The organism is Enterococcus sp. S22(2020) (assembly GCF_020295385.1).
Taxonomy (GTDB): domain Bacteria; phylum Bacillota; class Bacilli; order Lactobacillales; family Enterococcaceae; genus Enterococcus_L; species Enterococcus_L dunnyi.
In genome coordinates this window covers 86,326-108,780 of sequence record NZ_JACFUD010000004.1, presented here as the reverse complement: position 1 = coordinate 108,780, position 22,455 = coordinate 86,326, and the positions used below count along the sequence as shown (strand labels likewise).

Below are 22,455 nucleotides of genomic sequence, written 5' to 3'. Positions count from 1 at the left end.
CTCATCCCTTGTTTACAATCAACAAAGAGAGTGAGCCAAACGAAACATCCGTTTTGCGCCACTCTCTAAGTCCGAATAAACGGCAAGAAAAAAGCAGCTCTTTCGGAAATAAGCCGAAATTTTCAAAAATTTGAAGAACAATTTTCATAAATTCCTTCTTATTTTCTCGGAGCTTAACGCTTTTGTCTTAGCCTCTCATTCACTTTTATTAAAAGCCATGGTCATCGTTTAAAATACAACACGAAATAAGACTAAGGCTTAGTCTAAATTTGCTAGTATTCTAACGATGAAGATTTCTTCTATTAAGCTCCGCAACAATGCTTCATCACATTCATTTGTTGGGAGCTGCTTCTTTTGACAAATTTATCTGAAAGAACAAACATTCTTGATCACCTTTCTTTACAGAACATATTTTAGCATATTCATTTTAAAAAGCAAAATAATCATTTGTTTATTCTTTTTAGTAAAAAACGAGCTTGACACCTAACCGAATAAACAACTGGAGCAGAAGCAATCCTCGTAGAAATAAATGCTTCTGCCTAGCCGTTTTTCATTTTATTCAGCGGCACCTAAGTATGATAAAGCATAGCTCACATGAAATTCAGTCGCTAAAGCTAAGCCCGCTTCATCGATATCAAATTTTTCATGATGGTGCCCATATTGAGTATCCGTATTTTCTAAATTGCGTGTACCTACACGTCCATAAACACCGGGAGCTTTGAGCAAGAAGTCCGCAAAATCATCTGCACCCAAGCTCTTTGTATGATCTGTCACGACATTTTCGATGCCCACGATTCCAGCAGCTACTTTTTGAGCCAACTCCGTTGCTGTATCATCATTGATCAACGGACCTGCCGCGTCATGAATCTGAAAAGAAGAAATTTTCGTGCGATGTGCTTCTGCGATTTGATTTGCGATTTCTTCCACACGTTTCAAGACAAATGCACGCGTTTCATGACTAAAGGCTCTCACCGTTCCTTCGATCGTTGCGTGATTTGCAACAATGTTATATCTTGTCCCAGCATCCAATACACCAATCCCAATAACGACTGGATCTAAAGGGCTAACTTCTCTAGCTGCGATTTTTTGTAATTCTACGACGATGCTTGCTGCAGATAAAACAGCATCACGACCAACGTTTGGTTGTGCCACATGGCTGCTCAAGCCCTCTACTTCGATTTTAAAAATATCACAAGAAGCATTTGTTGCTCCTTTCGTTGCGACTAATTTACCGACAGGAACACTCGAATCTAAATGGATACCAAAAACCTGATCGACATTCTCAACAAATCCTCCTTCTACAAACTGACAAGCACCTGCTCCGATTTCTTCTGCTGGCTGAAACGCAAGCTTGATCGTTCCGGCAAAGTCTTCTTCACGATTCTTTAAAATTTTTGCGGCGCCTAATAATGCTGCTGCATGGCCGTCGTGACCGCAGGCATGATTTAAGCCAGGATTCTTAGACTGATAAGGTTTTCCAGTGGCGTCTTCCAATTCCAAAGCATCGATATCTGCACGCAGGATAATCGTCTTCCCTTGGCCTTTTTTTCCTTCGATCGTTCCTAATGCGCCTGTTTCACCCACTGCTTCAAAAGGAATTCCTAACTTGGTCAGCTCTTCTTTGATTCGTTTGATCGTTTCATATTCTTTTAAACTTGCTTCAGGATATTGATGGAAATGGCGTCTTAAGGCAATGACTTCCTCTGCATTTTGCTTTATTTCTTCTTGGATCGTTTGTTTTGTTGTGACTGTCATAGTGATTTCCTCCTCTTATTTTCTTCCGAATGTTTCCCAAGCTGGGATACTTGAGCCTTTTGATGTTTCTTCGATCACTTTTTTAGTTTCTTCTTGTTGGTAAGTGTCCACTACTTTATTGTATGTTTCGTTGTCTTCATCTTCCTTACGGGCAACGATGATATTTACATATGGTTTTGATGTTTCATCTACTGGTTCTAGGAAAATTGCATCTTTTGCTGGTACAAAACCAGCATCGACAGCCATTCCACTATTGATGACAGAAGCATCGATGTCTTGAAGTGCTCTAGCCGTCTGAGAGGCATCTAGTTCAGTGATTTTTAAGTTCAATTTGTTTTCAGTGATGTCATTGACCGTAGGTGTTTGTTTTTTCGCCGGATCTACTTTGATCAAGCCAGCGCTTTGTAAAAGTAGTAAGGCACGTCCGCCATTCGTTGCATCATTTGGAATAGCGATTTCTGCCCCATCTTTCAATTCTTTCACGTCTTTGATTTTTGATGAATAGATCCCCAACGGTGCGCTGACCGTATTTCCGATCGACACTAAATTTGTTTTATGTTCTTCGTTATAGTTATCCAGAAAAATTTGGTGTTGGAATGAGTTCAGGTCGATTTCTTTTTCAGCTAAGGCTGCATTAGGTTGTGTATAATCAGAAAACTCGATCAATTGAAGGTCGATCCCATCTTTTTTTAGTCGCTCTTTAACTGATTCTAAGACTTCATTGTTGGCGCCTACCACGCCTAATTTTACGACTTCAGTTTTTTCACTTTTGGCAGTGCCGGAAGAACATCCTGCTAGGACAACCCCAACTGTTAATGCTAAACCAATGATTTTTACAAATTTTTTCATGCTATTTCCTCTTTTCAAGTAGTTTTTTATTTGCGGTTTTATTAAATAAATGATCAATGAGATGTTTTTCGAATCAACGTATTACTGATAAATTGACTGGCAAATACTAAAACCAAAATAATCAATGTTGCTACGATCGTCACATCCGTTTGAAATCGATTATATCCTCTAGTAATGGCTAGATTGCCCAAGCCTCCAGCTCCAATTGCACCTGCCATCGCAGTCAAACCGATCAAATTGATAATCGTTACAGAAGAAACACGAATAATACTTGGCAAGCCTTCAATGAGATATACTCTAAAAATGATCCCTAAAGGACTTGTCCCCATTGATTCAGCCGCTTCGATAACCCCAGGGTCGACCTCAAGCAAAGCATTTTCGATTTGTCTGGCAAAAAATGGAATCACTCCTATCACCAGCGGCACTAAAGCAGCCGTTGTACCAATCGTTGTTCCTGTTAAAAAACGAGTGATCGGCTGGATCAGCGCCAGCATAATGATAAAAGGGATGGATCTACATACATTGATAAATTTTTCTAAAATACTGTAAAGAACTGGTCTTTTTAAAATACCTTTTGGACCAGTTGCTACTAAAATGACCCCAAGTAGAGTCCCTAAAACTCCTGCAATTATTGCCGTCCAAAAAACCATATATAATGTTTCTATTGTACTGCTAATAAATTCTTGCTTTAGTTCGATAACATTTGGAAAATACTGTTGGAAAAAATTCTGCATAACTTCCGCTCCTTCATTATTGCGATACCGCTGGTAATGGTATGACGTTATTTGTTGAACCTGCTTCTTTTAAAATTTTGACTTTTACTTCTTGTTCCTGTAAGAAGTTCAGAGCCTTCTCTCTTTGTGTTTCTTCTCCCGAAAGAATCACGATCAAATTGCCGATCGGAACATTTTGTAAAATCTCGACATTCCCGTAAAGAATATTTGTAACCACATGGTATTGACTGTACAGTTGTGCAATCAACGGCTCACTTGTTTGCTCTCCCACATACGAAAATTCTACCAATACTTCATTTCCACCTAAATTTGTCAAGCTAGGATGCTGAACGATCGTCTCTAATGCTTGATCGATATGAGTTGCTGTTCGAATGAAATCCTTCGTCAAGGCTTCTTTTGGCTGGCTGAATACTGAAACAATGTCGTTTTGTTCAATGACTTGCCCAGCCTCCATCACAGCAACTTTATTACAAATTTCTTTAACAACTTGCATTTCATGTGTGATCAAAACGATCGTCAATCCTAGTTCTTTATTCAATTTTTTTAGTAGATCAAGAATTTGAATCGTCGTCTTAGGATCGAGCGCACTAGTTGCTTCATCACAAAGTAAAATCTCAGGATCATTGGCTAATGCTCTGGCAATCGCTACCCGCTGTTTTTGACCACCAGAGAGTTGACTCGGATAGGCATCTTTCTTGTCTGCCAACCCAACCAGATCCAGTAATTTTTCAATTTTTTCTTTTCGCTGCATTTTATTTAGACCAGAATATTTCAATGAAAAATCAATGTTCCCAAAAATCGTTCGTTCCTTCATTAAGTTAAAATGTTGGAAGATCATCCCAATTTTCTTGCGTTGTGCCCGTAATTCCTTCGGTGAAAAGGAAAGTATATTTTTTTCATTGATGATCACTTCCCCAGCCGTTGGCCGCTGCAATAGATTGATTACTCGGACCAATGTACTTTTTCCTGCGCCTGAATAACCTACGATTCCAAAAACATCCTCTTTTTCAATAGTTAATGTGACATCTTTTACTGCCTCTATCGCTTTTTTCTTTTGATAAAACGTTACGTCAATATGTTTTAATTCGATCATCTTTAATCCTCCTGCAATTCTTTTGGAACAAACCAATAATTTTCTTGGTTATGTTCATTTAAATAGGTTTTAAATTCTTTGGAGTGATAGGCATCAACAACTGCTTTTGCCCAATCACTCTCTTTATTTTTTTCATCGATCGTCGCGACTAGTTCATATTCTTTTAACACATCTTCTGAAAGCAGGCTTTCTTTTGGATCAAGTTTTGCACTGTAGACGATACTTCCTGGAATAACCGCAAAATCTAGATCTTCTAAACTTCTCGGAATTTGTGCAGAAGTCATTTCTACAAATTCCAGTTCTTTCGGATTGCTTACAATGTCATTTTTTGTTGCTTTGACGGGATCTATACCTTCTTTCAATTCGATCCAACCTGCCTTTTGCAGCAGATTGAACGCTCGAGCTGTGTTAGATGGATCATCTGGGATTCCAACCTTATCTTTCTTCTGAACATCCTCTAACTGACTTTTTCGACCTGGAAATAGACCTGCTGCTACTGTTGGAATCGGTGTGATGCCGATCAGATGAGCATCCTTGTTTTCATTGAAGTTATTGAGATAAGCGGTATGCTGATCTACATTCAAATCGATTGTTCCTTCCGCCAACGCGATGTCTGCCTGAATCAATTCTGTAAACTCATTTTGCTTTATTTGATAGCCTTGTTTTTCTAATATTGGTTTCACAGCTTCTAAAAATAATTCACTATATGGACCAGGTGAGGTACCCACTCTAATGATTTTATCTTTCGTTTCAGTAGAGCTACGATTGCTACTACAAGCGGAAACAGTGGCTACACCTATTAGAATCAATAGTGTTATCAACATCCTTTTTTTCATTTAACGTTCCTCCTTTTACTTTTTAGCTAAAAATAGAAAAAGCGTCCTCAAATGCATAAAATTATACATTTGAGGACGCTTTTGCGTGTTACCACCTCTATTTAGTATCTATTCACATAGATACCCTCATCAAGTACGTCAAAATTTTTGAGTATACTTTAGCACTATAACGGGTGCTCCCGTCGCTGTCTTATGAACCATTCACTCGAAGCGCTGCTCAATGGCCATTTTCCAGATTTCATTTATCGCTTGTTTTCAGCTACCCAAGCTCTCTGTTAGATAAAATTCCAGCTGTACTTTCCATCTCATTGCGTTATCTATAAAATTGTTTTACTGATTCTGCCTTCTCCGCCAAAGAACAAAAAAAGCCCTTTACCAGCCTGTGCTAGTAAAGGGCGAATAATCGCGGTACCACCTTTGTTTTAAAGTAATCTTCATTACTTTTCTTTAATCAAGTCAATCAACTTGCTGCTAGGATAACGGGTGCTGCCCGAAGCTGCTTACTTATCAACAACTTATCCTCAGAGGCCATCTTCAATCCTTCTGCATCTATCTCTTTTCACCAACCGAGACTCTCTATGAAATGCGCCCAAATTTACTCTTCTCTTCAACGGACTGTCTATTTTCTTTTTGTTACATCGTATTCTACTTGAAAAAATTTGAGCTGTCAAATACTTTTTTTTCTTCATAGTGAAGGCTATTAGAAAATAGAGTAAAAAATAATGAATCACTTTCAAAAATCCCTAGTCATACTATTCTTACTTTGTTATACTTTTCTCAAAGGGAGGCAACAGGTTGAGGTATGATCATTTAACGTGCAGTTATTTTTGATACTCGACCAAATAAAGAAAAAAGCTACAAATATGGAGGTTATTAAATGAATTATTCGTATCAAGCGAACAAAAAATCAGTCCCATTAATTATTTTATTATCTTTTATCACATGTGGCATTTATTCACTATTTTGGATGTATGATGTAACGCGTCAGCTTTGTGAAGTCAATGAAGATCAAACAACAAATCCAGGATTAGTTGTATTACTTTCCATCATTACTTGCGGTATTTACACTCTTTACTGGTGGTATAAGATCGGTAGTATGTTTGTAGAAAGTCAAGCTAGAGAAAATGTTCGACCAATTGTTGATAACAAAATCGTCTTACTTGTACTTTCAATCTTTGGCTTTTCAATTATTTCTATGGGCATTTTGCAAGCTGACCTAAACCGTTTCTGGGAAAAACTTGAAACAGGTGATCGTGATGGCTACAGTACTGGAATGGACGAATAATATAGAACTGTGTATTTTCAAACATTTGTTTGGTGTTCCTTGTCCTGGTTGTGGTATGACAAGAGCATTCATTCATTTTTTTCAGCTAGATTTAAAAGGGGCTTTTTACTATCATCCATTGTTTTGGCTAGTACCAATAATTTTTGTGATCATTGTTTTTAGAAAAAAAGTTCCCTTATTTAATCGAATTTGTCTTAATCATAACGTTATTTTTAGTGTTATAGGATTGTTTTTTCTTGTGTATATTATCCGGCTGACCTTATTTTTTCCAACTACAGCACCAATGGATTTCAATGCGCAGTCGTTAAGTGCCACAGTGCTTCGCTGGATAACAACCTATATACACTAATTAGATGTTACAACCCGTAAAATTTTGAGGTACGATATAAAAAAGTAAAAATATCTAAACATCTTTTGTATCGTACTTCTTTCTGATCTTTTTGCTCTTTCCCTAAATAACTTATCTGCGACTAAATTTTACTCTATTGAAAAACCGTTGACAAACATTCTAATCTACGGTAATCTGTTATCTGTATTCCAGTAATATTGCCGCCTTAGCTCAGCTGGTAGAGCACCACCATGGTAAGGTGGGGGTCGCCGGTTCAAGCCCGGCAGGTGGCTTTTTTAATAAGTAGTACTCTTTTTTAGAGTGACTACTTTTTTTATTTATTTCTATATTATGGGAGGCTGTAATCTATGGAAAAGGATCTCACGCTCAGTTTTTACGAAACGAGTGATCTACAATTATATAAACAGCTTTGTCAAGATATTCGTGTGATGCGTTATATCACAGAAAAAGCCGAGACAGATAATGAAGCCGCAGAAAATTTTCAAAAAATCCTTGCTTACAACGCTTTGCACAGTGATCACACTGGCTATTATAAAGTCTATGATCGATCCACTTATATCGGTTTTGCTAAATTATCTTGGGATAAAGAAAAGAAAATCGAAATCGGCTATATGCTTCTGCCTGAGTATTGGGGAATGGGTTATGCGCATCAGATCATTACCGATTTGCTTACCAAAATCACGCATTCAGACAGACTTTCTAAAGCTACGGTTTATGCTATTATCGATCCAAATAATGGTGCATCAAAACACCTGCTCCAAAAACATCATTTTGACTCTGTTTGGCTGGGAATTGAAGAAGGTCTCCCTTCAGAACATTTGATTTGGAAACCATGATTCCTAATAAAAAAGAGGATGGAATGTAAGGGTTCACCTCCAAGAAATAAGAGGGCGTTACCTCTACTTTCACCGTTTATTCGTTTTAAAAAGGGACTGGAACGTAACTCGCAGAGTTATGTTCCAGTCCCTTTAATTTCGAATTAATGGCGATACAAAAGCAGCTCCTTCTTATTGCAGTAAAACGAATGTGCTGATGCTTTCTCGTCAAAAACACGTCGCAGATAAACAGTGTTGCACAGTACCTGCTTCACTTTATTCCGATCTAATCAGCTAACGCATACAGTTTCACTATTGTTCAAAGAACAAAGTGAAGCTAGCAAATCTCTCAGTAGCAAAAATACTAAGGATTGAAGGACTTGTTTTTCTCATTTAAATGCTTTTGTCTAAGCCTCTTCTATTTATCATACCTTTTTCTCTTAGAGGAGGCAGGAATACCCAGTGCTTCGCGGTATTTAGTCACTGTTCTTCGCGATATGTCAATGTCCTGCTCTTTTAACAAGTCGACGATCTTTTGATCTGACAGCGGTTTTGCTTTATTTTCATTATCTACAAGACGCTGTAATTGCCTTTTTACACTGCTCGTTGACGTCTCTTCTCCAGTGCTTTCATTGGCCAGACCATGAGAAAAAAAGGAACGTAATTCAAAAACACCAAAAGATGTTTCCAGATATTTTCCATTTACTGCACGGCTGACCGTTGATTCATGAATATCAAGAGTTTCTGCGATTTCTCTGAGCGTCATTGGCACCAACGGGCGATCTTCATTGAAAAAGAAAGCCTGCTGACGTTCGACAATTTCTTTTCCTACTCTTAAAATCGTATCTCCCCGTTGAATAATTGTTTTTTCAAGCCATTCAAATTCATTTTTCTTTTCTTGAATGTATGCCTGGACTTCTTTATCTTCAACTGCCTGCATGCGTTCAAAATATGCCTGTTGAAACTGCAGTTTAGGTGCTCCCTTTTTATTAGAAAGTACCGTTATCTGTCTGTCCTTGGTTCTAATCGTCAAGTCAGGTCGAATATAAATTCCGGAGGTTGATTCAAAAATACTACCGGGTGACGGTGTCAAGGTTTGGATATAATCGAAAATTTTCTGAATATCAGACAAATCGACCTTAAATTTTTTAGCGATCGACGGCCATTTACGATTGGCTAGTTGATCGAACTCCTCTTCGATCACAATGTATGCTAAAGATGGCGCTGCATCATCCCGTTCAATTTGCAGCATCAAACATTCTTGCAAATTTCGTGCACCAACGCCTGCTGGGTCTAATTGCTGGATCAAGGTCAAGGCATCCAACATCTCAATAGCAGTAGCTCCCGTTTGTCGTGCTGCTTCCTCTAAATCAATGGTCAAATAACCATTTAAGTCAATAAATTCCACTAAAAACAATACTAACGTTCTCAAATAAGTATCTCGATAATTCAAATGAATCTGATCGATCAGGAATTCAAAAAGAGAGGTTTGATCGTCAGGAATTTGATTTAAGTAATTATGCTCTTCATTTGTATAAGTTCGACTGCCAGAGTTCGTAAAATCACTATGGCTAGTATTCGCTTGTAAATCGATCAATGGATTTTCCAGAGACTTGGTTTCTATATAAGCGTTGAGTTCTTCTGAGTTATACTGTAGGATTTGGATCGACTGCTGCAATTGTTGGGTCATAGCAAGTTTTTGGACTTGCTTTTGCTGTTGGGACAAATGCTGTTCAAATTTCATTAATTTCGTCATCCCCCTTGTAATTTATTAAAATATCAGCTAAACTAATACTCGTGCTTGCGCCCTTAGTGTAGTGGATATCACGTAAGATTCCGGTTCTTGAGACGGGGGTTCGATTCCCTCAGGGCGCGTCTGCTCAACCAAGACTTTCTGCTACAAATAGCATTATAGCACAGTTTATTCTTAGATGGCGTCTCTTCTTTTCATCTTTTAGAATATGACTGTACCTAAGCATCATCATGAAGATGATGCTTTTTTTATTCCCTACAAATAATTCTACACTATTTTTCCCATTTTTTTCTCATATTTCTGATGAATATAGCCAAAATTTGATAAAACGTCCGTTTATTTTTATGTTATGATAAATCTTCAAAATATATTTGTTAGGGTAGGGGTTATATTGGGGAGGCTTCACACACGGTTATTCGTTCTTTCTCTTTTTTTAGTGTTCACAGAATTTATTATTCAGCGTTATTTTACTCAAAGCACCATTTTTGATACAGAATCAGTGTATTTAGTGATTACCTTTATTCAAGGAGGAATTTTTTTCCACTTTCTTCTTTCATTTTTATTACTGATCTACTTAAAATTAACTTCAAAAAAATAAGTGCTTTTTACCAAAAAAGGGCTGGGACATAACTCTACGAGTTACGACCCAGTCCTTTAAAAAATGAATAAAAGGTGGAAGCAGAAGTGTCCGACGTCGATATTTTATCACTGAACCATCGTTTCTAGATCTAAACGAATTTCATGTTGTATTTTTTGAATCTTTTTGATTTCTTCTTTTTCTTCTATGTGATATTTTTGACCGATCGATTGATTGTAAGAGATGATATAGCTTATCGCCCACAATCTGGGATTTTTGATGATTTGATCTGCCAGCGGGTATAATAATGTAAAATGCAAACGAATTTCTTCAGTGATATCTACTAGTAAAATTGGAGCAACATTGATCAATTCTTTTTCTAAAAAGAGCAAGATTCTCTGATATGCTGCACAATCCAGTGGCGTTCCTACCGTTGCAGGAATAACTGTATAAGTTTGATCATCTCTCCACAAAAATTTTACTTCTTCTTTGACATGCAGTTTGACAAGTTCCTCTAAAATCCATGACCGAACTAAAATATGTACCCGTCCATCAAGTAATAAGTTTTTCCCAAGCCTAATAAAATCATCCTGAGGTAAATTCAGTGATTTTTTGATTACAGACAACTGCTCATAATAATCATATAAATTCAGCTGATTTAGTTCTTTTTTTACTTCCGAGATCTTTACGGATTCAAATTGCTGATACTTCAACTCAACATGCTTGACCTTCTTTTTCAGAGAAATAAGTTTTCTCATCTCACCGCTTTGTTCCATCAAAATCCGCTCGTTGATGATACTATGCGCTTGAAGGAATAGCTGATTCTTCGTCAGCACATGAATATAGATCTCTAGATAGTCCAGATATTCAAAATAGGACTCACGCATTTCCGAAACCACATACAAGGCTTTCTCATAGTTCTCTGTGTCCAAATACGTATTTACCAAAACCAGATTCAAAGGGAAATCCTGTTTAATTGCATATGCTTTTTCAAAATAAGAGAGTGCAGCCTCTTTATTTCCGAGTTGGAGTGCTTCTTGCCCCATCTCAATATATCGTTCATAATTTTTTGGAAATGGAATTTTATTCGACAAAAATAACACCACCTTCCTAGTGCTCATTCTTCATGTAGCTATTTCTTTATGCCTAAATAATATCAAAAAATAAATACCATGTACATTTAAAACCAAATATCGTACTCTAAGACATTTATACATGAAAAAAACGGTGATTTTAATATAGATTTCGGATGATGATCGCTGTTTCTGCCGTTCCTTCAGCATTCATTCGTTCAGCTTTTTCAAGCAAAGAATAGCCTACATAAAATTCCTTTGTCAATTCATCCTGAACTTTGAATTCTACGACCTCTTCCACATGAAGCGCATTCGGCTCAACCTCTTGTACACTATCCCAGCCCGTATCGATAAATACCTTCGTATCATCAGTGACCGTTTTATTTGATTCTAGCTCTTCCACCAGTTTTTTCAACTGTGAAAATGTCATTACTTCAACTCTATTATCCATTATTTTACCTCGCTTTCAACTTTCGATTGACTATTTTTCCAAACAACTCCTGTTTTACTTCTCTCCCCCATCATAACCTAAAAACAAGTTTTATTATACTTAAAATTAAAAAGAAGGAAAATAAACATTTCGTTTACTTCCTTCTTTTAAACAATCCTTATTCTTTTGTCAGTTCACCATCTTCAATTCGGTAAACATTGTCGCTCCATTCGATCATCCTTGGATCATGAGTCACCATGATCGTGGCTTTCTTTTTCTCATGTGCTTCTTTCGCTAGAAGTTTAACAACTTCATATGCATGTTCTGTATCCAAACTTGCAGTTGGTTCATCAGCTAAAATCAAACTAGGCTCATTGAACAGTGCTCTGGCGATCGCAACACGTTGCCGTTCCCCGCCGGATAAATCTCTAGGAAATTTTTTCATCAGATCTGCAATGTCCAGTGAGGCCAATAACTCTTCGACACGAGCTTTTTCAGGCTTTTTCTTTTCAATTTTATCTACCAGCGTAAATTGCTTTTCCACAGTCAAAAATGGAATCAAATTGGATGCTTGTAAAATAAAACCGATCTCTTCAAAGCGTAATCTAGAACGTTTCTTTTCATTTAAATGGGTAAAATCTTTGCCATTGATTTGAATGGTTCCGGCACTTGGTGTTTGCAAGCCGCCCGCAATCGTTAAAAAGGTACTTTTACCAGAACCTGAAGGTCCAATAATGCTAACAAATTCCCCTGCCTCAACATTCAGATTGACTCCTTTTAATGCTTCTACTGCAGCATGACCTTTTCCAAAGGTTTTTCTAATATCATTCATCACTAAAATATCAGCCATTTTTTTATCCTCCTATCGCCTTCATCGGATCAACTTTCGTAACGGTTCGAATCGAAAAGACGCCGCCAAACACAGCAACAATTACTAATACTACACTGTATATGAGCAAGTTCATCGTATCTAATTCAAATGGCATTGCTGCAGGTAATATCAAATTGGTCAATAGCGTCAAGATCACCCCAATTGCTACGCCGATCACACCCAAAATAAACGTTTGAGCAATGATCGATTGAATAATATAACCATTAGAGATCCCTTGTGCTTTCATCACACCAAACAAACTCGTTTTTTGAAGAGTCATCACATAAATAAAAATACCAATAATGGCTGCAGTAATGACAAACAGAAAATAGATCATTGCGTTCAAAGTCAAATTCTGTTCACTATAACCAGGTAATTTTTCAATAAAATCTTCCATTTTATATTTTACCAAATGATCATCACTTGCGTGTAACTCGATTTTACTCGTAGGCGTTGATTTTACGACAATACCATTGATCGGTGTCTGATCTCCCTCGATGATTCTGCCAAATTTGATTTCTTGCCATTGATCGATCGATGTATAGATCAATGGAACAATACTAAAGGTATTTTGTTTTGTTATTCCTACAACTTTTAATGGTTTGTCCAGTTTTCCTATTTTTACGGTATCGCCTAAGTGGATACCTTTATCTACTAAATTTTGTGGAACAATGATTTCCCCAGCCTTATCAAAATAGCGGCCTTCAGTCAATTCTGGCTTGATCGCACTTTTCTCAGTCACGCCAAAAAGAGAAATATTGATTTTGTCTGCTTCTTTATTTTGCCCTGTCTTATTCAACGCTCCAGCATATTGCCCTAAAGGCTCTTTGATTTTTGCATCTACCTGGTCAAGATCAGCGATTACTAAACTGGATGCATTTAAACTTTTATTTGCATCGTCCGATAAAATGATACTTGTAGCTCCCCAATTATCTACACCTTTTCTAACGCCTTGAGCCAATCCATTCGCTAATCCGGATAGCATAAAAGCGACATAAGCTACCAGCACAATGACTCCGACAACCAATGTGTAACGTAATTTGAAATACTTCATTTCTTCTAATCCTAAAAACATCCGATCCACCTCTTTTTTATCACTTGATAAAAAATCAATTAAAAAAACAAACCAATTTTTTATCGGTTGATAAAAATATTATCATAAAAAAAAGAATAGCACAACTTTTTTATCACATGATAAAAAAATACTATTCCTTACGCAACAACTCCATGCAAGACCATCTGCATCAATTCAGCGATTTGCTCTGAGCGTTCATTCTCTGTTCTCAGTTGATGGACTGTTGAAAATAATAACGATAAGCTCATCAGATAAAATTGGGCTGCCTTTTGAGCAGAAACATGACTATTCAACGTTTCTTTACTCGTTTCAAAAACTTTTTGAAGTGGTTCTAAGTAATACTCATTCAAAATATGAAACAATTGCTGTTTGTTCTCCGGCTCCATCTCTGCAGCGCTTTGATGGATAAAAGAAAAAATATCTCGATGGTATACATTCAATAATGCGTTAGTGCAATCGATCAATTGATTTTCAAGTGAATCATTCTTTTGAATGATTTGTTCGATCGCTGTTTTTAGCTGGCTGCCGATCTGCTTGTTGATCTCAACAAACAAAAGCTCCTTCGTTGAGAAATGGTAGTAAAGAGCAGGTTGTGTGATATTCGCAGCTTTAGCAATATCACGAGTGGATGTATTTTTGTATCCGTTCGTTAAAAAAAGCTCTTTTGCCGTTTCTAGGATCGACTGATGTGTAACATCAAATACTGTTTCTTTTTTCATCCTCATCCCTCCATTTCATCCTGCTTTGATCCTTTTTTCTTTCTAAACTATTTTAAATCAATTTAAAGAAAAAAGATAGTAAGGAAAAATGAACCACTAAAACGGACTACCAAGCAGCTATCTTTGTTTTTTTGTGACAGTCTACCATCAAATGATTTAAGTAGATTTGTTTTTGACATCTTAGAGCGGTTACATTACATAAAAGAAAAAAAGTGCAATAAAAGTGCATTTTTTGTAAAAAAAGCAACAAACATTTAACCTCCCTTTTACAGACTATTTTTCTAGAGTGTGTTTAAATACTAGTGGCCTTTGATTAGGTGAGCCATCAACTACATACGAAAACATCAAGCTAAAGGAGAATTTTTTTGAAAAAAAACACTACCTTGACCAAATTATTGATTGCAGGCATAGCACTATCTACTAGCTTATTTCTTAGTGATCAAGCACAGGCAGAAACCCCTGACCAAAATAAAGCTGCCACTGAAAAGCTTATTAGTGAATCCTCACAAAAATTGACACAATTAAAAGCAGTAAAGCTAAAATCTGTAGAACAAAAAACTGAAGCGGCGGATCAATTATCGTACATAGGAATGAAAATCCAAAAAACACAAACAGCTATTAAACAATTGCAAGATATCCAAACAATTGGATCAGTTACTGAATCTGCAAAAGCAAAAACTACTGATGCTTTGACATTGGATTTTGCTTCTTTGACAGCTCCAAAAGAAGAGACTAATGATCCTTTAGATGAAAAAAAAGAACGTCTAGCTGAATTAAACCAGCAACAAAAAGAATTGCAAACAGAGATCAGAGAGCTTACTGAAGAACAATCAGATCTAGCTGATCAGGAAAAACAGCTCTCTAAAAAAATCGAGCAGGCAAAAAATCAACAAGCCGAACAAAGTAAGCAAACCGATACACGATCAGCAGTCATAGCAGCAGCTAAAACACATTTAGGTAAACCATATGTTTATGGTGCTGCTGGCCCTGATGCATTTGATTGCTCTGGTCTAGTCCAAGTTGCCTTTGCTTCAATCGGTCACACTTTAGGCCGAACAACTGTTGACCAAGAAACAGCAGGTACTACGATCGCTGTTTCTGAAGCCCAAGCAGGGGACTTAGTTTTTTGGGGCAGTCATGGCGGAACTTATCATGTTGGTATTTCAACAGGAGACGGTTCTTATATTCATGCACCGGTTCCCGGTGATGTGGTTCAGATCGCGACCGTTGCTTCTTATTCACCAGATTTTGCTGTTCGAGTATTATAATTAGCTGCTCGATCATTGAAGTGAACCCCCAAAATTAGATCTGAGAAATCTAATTTTGAGGGTTCAAATTCATACTAAGCACTTTTTACATGTTTTTCCAAAAAATTCTAATTTAAATAATAAAAGACACAATCGTCTAGCGTTTCCTCTCATTTTTTTATACGAAATGCTAAATTCTTGAGAATTATGAGAAAGTATGCTATTTTATGGTTGTGTGTAATTTGATTTGTGTTCCCTCCATCGATCTCGGTGGGGGAATCTTTTTTTTTATTCAGCTGACCAGCAAGGGTGAGTTGAATATCGATGCGCTTTTTGCCTCATTTGATTTCTTCGCTCACTCCTTCCACTATAGGATTTTTCAGTATTTCGCTGCTTTCCTTGCTCTTTATTTTCTTGATTCCACATTTGTCTTTCTCTCATCTCATTTGAATACATAGCGTCCTCATCAAAACGCTCAATCGCTTCAACTGTCGTTGCAAAACTAAACGTCCCCAAAATCACCATACCCAATAATAATAGACTGCTTTTTTTCATTGTTTGATCCCTCCTATTTTTATTCAGTCTAACTAGTAATTGTGTCGAATATGTGTCGAAAAAAATTCCCCCAATTCCTTGATTATTGACTATAATAGAAAGAAGAAGCAGGAGGAAACATTATGAAAAAAATTTTGATCGTAGATGATCATCAGCAAATCACTGAAGTGTTAAAAGCATATGTTTTAAAAGAGGGGTTCACGCCAGTGGTAGTTTCTAATGGACAAGAAGCACTAAATGCCTTTTATGAACATACGATCGAGTTGATTTTACTGGACGTGATGCTTCCAGTTCTCGATGGATTTGAGGTCTGTAAAAAAATCCGTGAAACGTCTAATGTCCCGATTATCATGATCACTGCCAAAGGAGAGGACTATCACCGTATCATGGGGTTGGATATCGGTGCGGATGATTACATCGTCAAACCATTTTCTCCAAGTGAAGTCATGGCTAGGATACGAGCAATTTTACGTCGTATCGAACGAACAGAAGAAAACCAACAATCGATGGCCTATTTGACCTATGATAACCTCGCTCTTTATCTAGATGAAAAGAAAGTCACCATTGACCAAAAGGAAATTCTGTTGACCAAAAGAGAATTAGAACTGCTCTGGCTGCTTTTATCTCATCGGGAAAAAGTTTTCTCACGGGATAATTTGTTGGATAGCCTTTGGGGCATCGATTATTATGGTGACGCTAGAACGGTCGATACACATATCAAACGTTTGAGAGCAAAACTGGATGAAGTGCCCCATCCACAGTGGGAAATTGCAACAGTTTGGGGCCAAGGCTATAAATTCGAGGGAAAAAATGAAAAATAAACTAACAAACAAGCTTGTTCTATATTTCTCGTTGACACTACTACTGTTTTCTCTTGTGATCGGTTTTGCCTTTCGTTTCTTGTTCTCAAAGCAGACCATTACGATCCATACAGAAGAAATGACTCGCCGTGCTGCGGTGATCGCAGACAATTTAAATGACTATTTTTCTGAGCAAGTCTCTGTAGAGAATGACAATAATTCATCTATGCACGGGATGATGGGATCTGGTTCTTCCATGAAAATGGATATGCATTACGCTTCTTTTATCAAATTCATGGATCAATTGGCCATGGATGATCTTTGGATCGTAGATGAACATGCCCAAACGATCACAGTGGGACATGGGATGCATCAAAAAGAATACAGTGCGCTGCCTGAAGACGCACAAAAAGTCATTCAGCAGGTCTATGCAGGAAAAACGGCAACTAGTAATGCTTTTAGTAATTTTATTGGAGAACCAACTGTAACAGTGGGCGAACCAATCAAAGATACAAACGGTAATGTGCTGGCCGTCGTCCTACTCCATTCTGCTGTATCAAGCGTGCATAAAGAAGAAAGAAAAGGCTATATGCTGCTTTTAGCCAGTATCTTGATCGCATGGATCATCGGTCTCTCGCTTTCTGTCATCCTTTCAAAAAAATTCATCGCACCGATCAACAAGATGAGTGCTTTTACAGATGAGTTAGTGATCGAAACATATCAAAAGCCATTGATAATCTCAGAAAAAGATGAAATCGGTCAGCTTGGAGAAAAATTGAACATCTTACGAGAACGCCTCTTAACTGCTAAAAATCAGCGGGAAAACAGGGAGCAGGCTCAAAAAGATTTTTTATCTACTGTTTCACATGAATTACGCACACCTGTAACCGTTATTCGCGGCTCACTTGAATCATTAGCCGATGGTCTTGTCACACAGCCAGAAAAAGTAAACGAGTATCATCAGCAATTATTGAACGAAGCCATTGTCTTAGAGCGATTGATCAACGATCTACTCGAGTTGTCCCGTTTAGAAAATCCTGAATTCTCGATCACGATGGAAGCTGTACCGATCAATGATGTATTATCAGACAGCTTACGCAGCCTACGAATGAAAGCAGCTGAGAAAGATCAAACCTTGACACTTAAAACAATCTTAGATCGACCCGTGATCATTCAAGGAGACTATGGTCGTATTCGCCAGCTCTTGATCATTTTAATAGAAAACGCTCTTAAGTTTGCACCTGCTCAAACAACAATCACCGTCGACACCGAACGCAAAAAAGATTCATTGATGCTTAGTATCCATAATTTTGGCCCAGTGATTTCTCAAAAAGAACAGGAACAGATTTTCACCCGTTTTCATCGTTCGCAATCGAAACAGCAGTTTGATGGAACTGGGTTAGGTTTAGCTATCGCCAAAGAAATCGCGGACCGTCACCAATTTAAACTTAGTGTTCACAGCACAACAGAAGCAGGAACAACATTTTATTTAAAGATTCCATTAAAATAAAGTGTCTGGGGTAAAACTCTGCGAGTCAAATCCCGGACACCTGTAATCCGGATAAACGTTGAGAACAGAAGCAATCCCACTACGTTGCACTCCGATCTCATCAAATGCTAAGGGCTGAAGCCCTAAGCTTTGAAGGTCGGAAATAAGAAAGAATTCACAAAAATTTGGACAACAATTTCGTGAATTCTTTCTTATTTTTCGGGATTAAACACTTCTGTCTCAACCTCTACTTCTTAATAAGCGATGGTCAAAAGTTGGTTTCTTCTTATTTTTCAGAGCTAAACGTTTTTGTCTCAAACCACTTATTCCACAGTTACGCTCTTTGCTAAATTACGCGGTTTATCAACATCATATCCTCTTTGTAACGTAGCAAAATAGGCAATCAATTGCGTCGGAACAATGCTGACTAAAGAAGTCAGTAATGGATGGACATCCGGTAAAATCACTTGATCTGTCTCCTTAGCTAACGAAGCTAAAGAGATCACAAAATTGTGTGCTCCGCGGCTTTCGACTTCTTTCAAATTCCCTCTCGTATGAGCAGCTGTTTTCTCGTCTGTAATCACACCAAAAACAGGCGTTCCTTCTTCGATCAATGCGATCGTCCCATGCTTTAATTCACCCGCAGCAAAGCCTTCTGCCTGAATATAAGAAATTTCTTTTAATTTTAGTGCCGCTTCCATTGAAACATAATAGTCCGTACCGCGACCAATATAAAAAGCATTTCTTGTAACAGCTAAATAGTCTTCTACTAACTGGCTGATCGTAATTTTATCATCGATGATCGTTTCCATCACCGACGCAATCACACTTAGCTCATGCGCAACATCAAAAGCTTTTGAAACGGGACTTGCTTTCTTATCGCCGATCGCTTTAGCTAGTACCGCTAAAACTGCGATTTGAGCTGTATAAGCTTTAGTAGATGCAACAGCGATCTCAGGACCTGCGTGTAGCAATAAGGTATACATAGCCTCTCTAGACAGCGTAGACCCTGGAACATTTGTGAGTGTTAAGGATGGAAAACCTAAATCATTGATTTGAACCAATACTTGCCGACTATCAGCTGTTTCCCCACTTTGACTTAAAAAGATAAAGAACGGCTTATCTGAAAGCAATGGCATATTATAACTAAATTCGCTCGACAAATGAACTTCTACTGGGATGCCCGCAACCTTTTCAATGATCGTTTTCCCGATCCAACCAGCATGATAACTAGTCCCGCAAGCAACGATATAGACACGGTCGCTTTCCGTGATTTTTTCAATGATCGTTTGATCGATCGTTGTTCTGCCGACTTGATCAGTATACTCCAGAATGATCCTGCGCATAACAGCCGGTTGATCATCGATTTCTTTTAGCATGTAATAAGGATAGGTTCCTTTTTCAATATCACTTAAATCCAGTTGAGCTTCATAAGAATCACGATAAACGATCATTCCTGTTTCATCTTCGATCTCGATTTTATCTGCTTTGACCGTGACTAACTCGCCATCAGCGATTTCTACAAAGCGATTGGTTTGGCTAAGCATCGCCATAGCATCACTGCAGATTACGTTGAAGTCTTCTCCTAAACCGATCAATAGCGGGCTTTTATTCTTTGCGACATAAATCGTCTCTGGGTCATTTTTGTTGATCAACGCAAAAGCATAAGAGCCTTTAATAACAGCCAATGCCTTTTTAAACGCTTCTTTTGTATTTGGTGCTTCTTTCGAAAAATGGGCAATCAAATGGACAACGATTTCGGTGTCTGTTTCACCAGCTAGTTGTTCTCCTTGAAGAAATTCCTGTTTGATTTCTTCAAAATTTTCGATCACACCATTATGCACCAAAATAAATTGATGATCCCCAGCTGTATGAGGATGAGCATTCCGCTCACTCGGCTTACCATGAGTCGCCCAACGCGTATGACCGATTCCAACAGTGCCTTGAACTTCCTGACCGATTTGAGCACGAAGATCAGCGATTCGACCAAGTGATTTCACTAGGTGATCCTGCTCATTTACTCCTGTGACAAAAATCCCAGCTGAATCATATCCTCTATATTCTAACTTCTCTAGTCCTTGAACTAAAATATCCGTTGCATTTTCTTTTCCGACAATTCCTACAATTCCACACATAATGTCTATTTCCTACTTTCTCATTTGTCTTAGGTCATGATCAAAAAACAGTCGATAGGACATCAATGAGTTCCTGTTTGTCTCATTTTCTGTGATGATTAGACTATTTTTGATCGATCATTATATGTTTCTATTCTGCTTAGCTGAATCTTTGTTATAATTTTGCAATTATTTTTTATTTCCAGCTTGTAGAGTGCAGCCCCTAGAGCTATCCGCCGAATATTTCGATAAGCTCTCTCCTCGTCACCTGAAACAACAGGCCTGGCGCTATTCCTATATTGGTCTAACTATCCTCCTTAAATATATTCCAATAGAAACTGCATTAATAATATATCTAAACTAATGTCCCTGTCAACTTTTAATTATAAAAAGAAAATTGGTATACACAAAAACCTTTACGAAAAAGGAATCTATGTATACCAATCATATACAAAATTATGATTTATTCACTGGTCCCAACGGTCAAAATATCTTGGATCGGTATCGGAACAGATTGTTTTCTTAAATAATAATCATAGGCCTCAGCTGTCGTCATTTCCCGCCAATCCGTTGGCATCTTTTCATAATCTTCTGGTGTCCAGTATTGAACACCTAACACTTGATCCTCAGTGTCATCTCGTGTGTTTCGAATATAGGTACTTTCCGCTGGAAAACCATCACCCATAACTTTTGTGAAGCCGATTCGACGATTAGCTGGGATATTATTAAAATGAATATAAGCATTATCGATGAAAACCAAATCATGCATAAGCGGATCTGCTACATTTTCACTATGATACTCTACACCATATGAGTAATAACCGTCCCATTTTTTCCAGTCAAAAATATTATTTGCTACAAAAATATGAGAAAGCTCAGAGATCTTTCCATCAGAAAGAGTTTCTCCTAACCCATATTCTGCTGTTGCGTAAAAAATCATTCCTGTATTTCTTAAATAATTATTGACGATCGTAATGTTTCGACCAGACTTAAATTTGATTCCTCCAGCGGGACCATTATGCCAGCCTCTCAAATGGTTATTTGCGAAGTAAATATCTTGTGCTCCTCTTAAATAAATGGCGTGGTCTTGTCCTATGACATCTAAGCCATAGTCATCGTGGCACGAGTAAAATAAATTATTCTCGATCGCCGTCTTCTTCAAATTATTAAATGAATTGATTCCGGTAACGATAAAATATTGTTCATTAGCCAAAACAACTTCTTTTTTAAGAATGGCACTTTGTAATCGTTGAATCGTTTGATTCGTTGATTTTGGACTAAATTCTTTTACTGCATCCAGCTCATTCAACTTTACTCCAAATAGATTATTATTGATCTCGACATTTTCCGTCCATTGATAGCGACTAGCTGTCGCGTAACCGCCTATATAGATTGTCCGACCCCAATCTCTTGCGGCTCCAATATGGTTTTGATCTCTCAAAAAAATATTGTTGTTGATTTTAGCACCATTAGTTTTATTGACGCTTACCATAAATTTGCTTGAAGGATGATAAAAAACATTATTTTCGATACGTAGTTGGTCTACTAATTGAGTATAAATAGAAATATCATCTAAAAATAAATTTGTAATAGCTATATTTTGTCGATTTGGGTACTGATTTTTCGGACATTCAAATCCAACTTCTGTATTCGTTTCATTTTTGAGGATTGTTGTACCAGCAGGGTCACCACTGATTCTGACATTGCTGTACAAAGGAATCGTTTTATTGATGATATACTCACCTTCAGGCAAATACAGCCAGCGATTCTTTGCAGTCGCCACTTCTAAACACTTGATCAATTTTTCAGATTGATCTACTGGAGTATCCGCACTCAATGCATCCTCACCAAAAATAGCACTGTCTGTAGCATCTAAACTCTCTTCTTGAACAAATTCTAAACTACTCTCCTGCGCCCACACTGGACGGCTTAAACAAACACTACTAAAAAAAACAAAGCTCCCAACAAAAAAACAAATGAACAACCAATCTTTCATTTTGAACTTATTAGACAAAAAAATACGCCCTTTCTCCCAT

Annotated in this window: 21 protein-coding genes, 2 tRNA genes and 2 other annotated features; of the genes, 8 read left to right on the top strand and 15 right to left on the bottom strand. The window is 37.5% G+C overall.

Annotated features, from left to right (window positions below; all coding sequences use genetic code 11):
• Position 1 precedes the first annotated feature (1 nt).
• From H3T55_RS09085 to H3T55_RS09060, 6 genes are all read right to left on the bottom strand, one after another.
• On the bottom strand, positions 2-148 hold the full coding sequence (locus tag H3T55_RS09085) for a hypothetical protein (RefSeq protein WP_225534228.1): 147 nt from the start codon (positions 146-148) through the stop codon (positions 2-4).
• 407 nt (positions 149-555) lie between these two features.
• A complete protein-coding gene (locus tag H3T55_RS09080) occupies positions 556-1,755 on the bottom strand; it encodes an amidohydrolase (RefSeq protein ID WP_225534227.1) in 1,200 nt (399 codons plus the stop codon).
• A 15-nt stretch (positions 1,756-1,770) separates the two neighbouring features.
• Positions 1,771-2,604 carry a MetQ/NlpA family ABC transporter substrate-binding protein gene (locus tag H3T55_RS09075; protein ID WP_087641155.1) on the bottom strand — a complete coding sequence of 278 codons (834 nt, stop codon included), beginning with the start codon at positions 2,602-2,604 and terminating at the stop codon, positions 1,771-1,773.
• 53 nt (positions 2,605-2,657) lie between these two features.
• Positions 2,658-3,338, bottom strand: coding sequence for a methionine ABC transporter permease (locus H3T55_RS09070; protein ID WP_225534226.1), 681 nt, complete (start codon positions 3,336-3,338; stop codon positions 2,658-2,660).
• Between the two features lie 16 nt (positions 3,339-3,354).
• Positions 3,355-4,431, bottom strand: coding sequence for a methionine ABC transporter ATP-binding protein (locus H3T55_RS09065; protein WP_225534225.1), 1,077 nt, complete (start codon positions 4,429-4,431; stop codon positions 3,355-3,357).
• 2 nt (positions 4,432-4,433) lie between these two features.
• Positions 4,434-5,267: a MetQ/NlpA family ABC transporter substrate-binding protein gene (locus H3T55_RS09060; RefSeq protein ID WP_225534224.1), complete on the bottom strand. Its 834-nt coding sequence runs from the start codon at positions 5,265-5,267 to the stop codon at positions 4,434-4,436.
• Between the two features lie 68 nt (positions 5,268-5,335).
• Positions 5,336-5,585: a binding site (T-box leader), on the bottom strand.
• A gap of 70 nt (positions 5,586-5,655) precedes the next feature.
• Positions 5,656-5,887 (bottom strand) — a binding site (T-box leader).
• A gap of 257 nt (positions 5,888-6,144) precedes the next feature.
• On the opposite strand from H3T55_RS09060, the gene H3T55_RS09055 reads away from it, so the two are divergent.
• The 4 genes from H3T55_RS09055 to H3T55_RS09040 all read left to right on the top strand — a co-directional run bounded on the left by H3T55_RS09055 (position 6,145) and on the right by H3T55_RS09040 (position 7,737).
• A complete protein-coding gene (locus H3T55_RS09055; protein WP_225534223.1) occupies positions 6,145-6,552 on the top strand; it encodes a DUF4234 domain-containing protein in 408 nt (135 codons plus the stop codon).
• Entirely contained in the window at positions 6,524-6,901 is a 378-nt protein-coding gene (locus H3T55_RS09050; protein ID WP_225534222.1) for a DUF2752 domain-containing protein, read from the top strand. Before H3T55_RS09055 ends, H3T55_RS09050 begins: the two co-directional genes overlap by 29 nt.
• Positions 6,902-7,100: 199 nt before the next feature.
• Positions 7,101-7,173, top strand: a tRNA-Thr gene (locus H3T55_RS09045).
• A 75-nt stretch (positions 7,174-7,248) separates the two neighbouring features.
• A complete protein-coding gene (locus H3T55_RS09040; RefSeq protein ID WP_225534221.1) occupies positions 7,249-7,737 on the top strand; it encodes a GNAT family N-acetyltransferase in 489 nt (162 codons plus the stop codon).
• A gap of 397 nt (positions 7,738-8,134) precedes the next feature.
• Here the strand turns inward: H3T55_RS09040 and rpoN are convergent, their stop codons facing one another.
• A complete protein-coding gene (rpoN, locus tag H3T55_RS09035; RefSeq protein WP_225534220.1) occupies positions 8,135-9,460 on the bottom strand; it encodes an RNA polymerase factor sigma-54 in 1,326 nt (441 codons plus the stop codon).
• A 59-nt stretch (positions 9,461-9,519) separates the two neighbouring features.
• On the opposite strand from rpoN, the gene H3T55_RS09030 reads away from it, so the two are divergent.
• A tRNA-Arg gene (locus tag H3T55_RS09030) sits at positions 9,520-9,591 on the top strand.
• Between the two features lie 583 nt (positions 9,592-10,174).
• Here H3T55_RS09030 and H3T55_RS09025 read toward each other — a convergent pair.
• From H3T55_RS09025 to H3T55_RS09005, 5 genes are all read right to left on the bottom strand, one after another.
• Positions 10,175-11,149, bottom strand: a complete 975-nt coding sequence (locus H3T55_RS09025; RefSeq protein WP_225534504.1) for a tetratricopeptide repeat protein — start codon at positions 11,147-11,149, stop codon at positions 10,175-10,177.
• Positions 11,150-11,279: 130 nt separating this feature from the next.
• A complete protein-coding gene (locus H3T55_RS09020; protein ID WP_087641147.1) occupies positions 11,280-11,570 on the bottom strand; it encodes a hypothetical protein in 291 nt (96 codons plus the stop codon).
• A gap of 157 nt (positions 11,571-11,727) precedes the next feature.
• Complete coding sequence (locus tag H3T55_RS09015) at positions 11,728-12,399, bottom strand: ABC transporter ATP-binding protein (RefSeq protein ID WP_225534219.1); 672 nt, start codon at positions 12,397-12,399, stop codon at positions 11,728-11,730.
• Positions 12,400-12,403: 4 nt separating this feature from the next.
• Entirely contained in the window at positions 12,404-13,495 is a 1,092-nt protein-coding gene (locus tag H3T55_RS09010; protein WP_225534218.1) for an ABC transporter permease, read from the bottom strand.
• 137 nt (positions 13,496-13,632) lie between these two features.
• Positions 13,633-14,214 carry a TetR/AcrR family transcriptional regulator gene (locus H3T55_RS09005; RefSeq protein WP_225534217.1) on the bottom strand — a complete coding sequence of 194 codons (582 nt, stop codon included), beginning with the start codon at positions 14,212-14,214 and terminating at the stop codon, positions 13,633-13,635.
• Between the two features lie 365 nt (positions 14,215-14,579).
• Between H3T55_RS09005 and H3T55_RS09000 the strand changes: the two genes are divergently transcribed.
• On the top strand, positions 14,580-15,482 hold the full coding sequence (locus H3T55_RS09000; protein WP_225534216.1) for a C40 family peptidase: 903 nt from the start codon (positions 14,580-14,582) through the stop codon (positions 15,480-15,482).
• A gap of 267 nt (positions 15,483-15,749) precedes the next feature.
• On the opposite strand, the gene H3T55_RS08995 is transcribed toward H3T55_RS09000, so the two are convergent.
• Positions 15,750-16,016: a hypothetical protein gene (locus H3T55_RS08995; protein WP_225534215.1), complete on the bottom strand. Its 267-nt coding sequence runs from the start codon at positions 16,014-16,016 to the stop codon at positions 15,750-15,752.
• Between the two features lie 122 nt (positions 16,017-16,138).
• Between H3T55_RS08995 and H3T55_RS08990 the strand changes: the two genes are divergently transcribed.
• Both H3T55_RS08990 and H3T55_RS08985 read left to right on the top strand, forming a co-directional pair.
• A complete protein-coding gene (locus H3T55_RS08990) occupies positions 16,139-16,837 on the top strand; it encodes a response regulator transcription factor (protein WP_225534214.1) in 699 nt (232 codons plus the stop codon).
• Positions 16,827-18,326, top strand: coding sequence for a sensor histidine kinase (locus H3T55_RS08985; protein WP_225534213.1), 1,500 nt, complete (start codon positions 16,827-16,829; stop codon positions 18,324-18,326). Before H3T55_RS08990 ends, H3T55_RS08985 begins: the two co-directional genes overlap by 11 nt.
• Before the next feature lie 302 nt (positions 18,327-18,628).
• Here the strand turns inward: H3T55_RS08985 and glmS are convergent, their stop codons facing one another.
• Together glmS and H3T55_RS08975 are read right to left on the bottom strand one after the other, a co-directional pair.
• Positions 18,629-20,440 (bottom strand): glutamine--fructose-6-phosphate transaminase (isomerizing), encoded by a 1,812-nt coding sequence (gene glmS, locus H3T55_RS08980; RefSeq protein WP_225534212.1) that lies wholly within the window; start codon positions 20,438-20,440, stop codon positions 18,629-18,631.
• Between the two features lie 442 nt (positions 20,441-20,882).
• Positions 20,883-22,415 carry a glycoside hydrolase family 55 protein gene (locus tag H3T55_RS08975; RefSeq protein WP_225550151.1) on the bottom strand — a complete coding sequence of 511 codons (1,533 nt, stop codon included), beginning with the start codon at positions 22,413-22,415 and terminating at the stop codon, positions 20,883-20,885.
• Between the last annotated feature and the right edge of the window lie 40 nt (positions 22,416-22,455).